This window comes from Nostoc sp. KVJ20, from assembly GCF_001712795.1.
Taxonomy (GTDB): domain Bacteria; phylum Cyanobacteriota; class Cyanobacteriia; order Cyanobacteriales; family Nostocaceae; genus Nostoc.
The window spans coordinates 1-1,420 of sequence record NZ_KV757841.1 but is presented as its reverse complement, the minus strand read 5'-3'; the positions used below and the strand labels follow the sequence as shown (position 1 = coordinate 1,420).

Annotated in this window: 1 protein-coding gene and 1 rRNA gene; one reads left to right on the top strand and one right to left on the bottom strand. The window is 44.4% G+C overall.

Annotated features, from left to right (window positions below; translation table 11 throughout):
* Window positions 1-80: 80 nt before the first annotated feature.
* Window positions 81-1,154, top strand: coding sequence for a dihydroxyacetone kinase subunit DhaK (gene dhaK / locus A4S05_RS38180; protein ID WP_069074918.1), 1,074 nt, complete (start codon window positions 81-83; stop codon window positions 1,152-1,154).
* A 121-nt stretch (window positions 1,155-1,275) separates the two neighbouring features.
* Here the strand turns inward: dhaK and rrf are convergent.
* Window positions 1,276-1,393 (bottom strand): 5S ribosomal RNA (rrf, locus tag A4S05_RS38175).
* Window positions 1,394-1,420: the final 27 nt, after the last annotated feature.

The following is a 1,420-nucleotide window of genomic DNA, read 5'->3' as shown; positions in this document are numbered from 1 at the left end:
TGCCAATTAGTCCAAACTCAAGATACAAACCAGAAGCGCTATAACCTGGGTTTTAACACCCTTTTAACCAAACACGGATTATGAAAAAGCTGATCAACAAGCCGGAAGACTTTGTGCGCGAAAGTCTAGAAGGTATGGCGGCGGCTCATTCCGATTTAATTAAACTGAACCATGACCCTGCTTTTGTCTATCGAGCCGATGCACCTATACAGGGTAAAGTAGCAATTATTTCAGGTGGTGGCAGTGGACATGAACCCATGCACGCTGGCTTCGTAGGCAAAGGAATGCTTGATGCAGCTTGTCCTGGTGAGGTTTTCACTTCCCCTACTCCTGATCAAATGCTAGAAGCAGCCAAACGAGTAGATGGAGGCTCTGGTATCCTTTACATCGTCAAAAATTATAGTGGCGATGTGATGAACTTTGAAATGGCAACGGAGTTAGCCCGTAGTGAGGGCATTCGATCACTAAATATTTTGATTGATGACGATGTAGCAGTTAAGGATAGCCTTTATACCCAAGGACGGCGGGGTGTGGGAACAACAATACTGGCGGAAAAAATTTGTGGCGCGGCGGCTGAGGCTGGGTATGATTTGCCACAAATAGCAAATTTATGTCGCCGAGTAAACCTGAATGGGCGGAGTATGGGAATTGCTCTAACATCTTGTACAGTTCCCGCCAATGGAACGCCGACATTTGAATTAAGCGATCGCGAAATTGAATTAGGTATCGGTATTCACGGTGAGCCTGGAACAGAACGCACAGCTATGAAATCAGTAGATGAAATTACCGAAATTTTAACGCGATCGCTCATTGAGGATAAAGCATACACCCGCACACTACGCGAGTGGGATGAAGACAAAGGAGAATGGTTAGATGTAGAACTAACAAGTCTACCATTTGCCAAAGGCGATCGTTTATTAGCTTTCGTCAATAGTATGGGTGGAACTCCAGTTTCCGAACTATATATTGTTTATCGCAAACTTGCCCAAATTTGCGAACAGCAAAGATTGCAAATTGTGCGAAACTTGATAGGCCCCTACATAACATCTCTAGAAATGCAAGGTTGTTCCATTACCCTGCTGAAATTAGATGATGAGATGATCCGGTTGTGGGATTCACCAGTAAAAACGCCGAGTTGGCGTTGGAGAATTTAACTAATTGCTAAAATTGTAATTTTAAGGTTTAAGTACCTTTGATGTATACCAATGCAGAGGTTCTCAGCAAAAACAAAAGCCCCAAGCAATTATGATTGCTTGGGGCTTGTTGTAAGAATAAACCTGGCATCGAGCTATTTTTGCGTAGGGCTACCCCTAAACTATCGTTGCCGCAGCAGCGTTTCACCTCTGAGTTCGGGAAGGGTTCAGTGTGGTTCCACCGCGCAATAGACACCAGGAAAACTTGTTGGGTCAGAGACCCTGAA

Excerpts from the sequence above, each read along its gene's own strand:
- dhaK (WP_069074918.1), top strand. The coding sequence starts at position 81 with ATGAAAAAGCTGATCAACAAGCCGGAAGACTTTGTGCGCGAAAGTCTA.